Below are 324 nucleotides of genomic sequence, written 5' to 3' on the forward strand. Positions count from 1 at the left end.
GCATGTGATGCTCCTATGAGTGTCAAGTGGCGGTTTTCTGGGTGAGAAGTTGGAACATTTCGCGGGCGACGGCTCGTTTGAGGCAGCGGATTATGTCGCGTTTGCTCTTGCCTTCAGCGAGCCGTCGGTCGCGATATTGCTGGGTGCGGGTGTCGTATTTGAGGCGGGCCATGACGATGACGTGCAACGCTCGGTTGGCCTGCCGGTTGCCGCCGCGGTTGAGTCGATGCCGGATGGTTTTGCCCGAGGACGCGGGTATCGGTGCGACACCGCAGAGGCTGGCAAATGCTGCTTCGGAGCTGACGCGGTGGGGGTTGTCACCGA

1 protein-coding gene is annotated in these 324 nt (G+C 61.1%); it reads right to left on the reverse strand.

All coding sequences use genetic code 11. The annotated features are described in order from the left end of the window. Window positions 1-22: 22 nt before the first annotated feature. On the reverse strand, window positions 23-324 hold a 302-nt coding region (locus tag O4220_RS27980; protein ID WP_269608753.1), incomplete at its 5' end, for a transposase.

The sequence above is a fragment of the Rhodococcus ruber genome (genome assembly GCF_027270735.1).
Classification (GTDB): Bacteria; Actinomycetota; Actinomycetes; order Mycobacteriales; family Mycobacteriaceae; genus Rhodococcoides; species Rhodococcoides rubrum_A.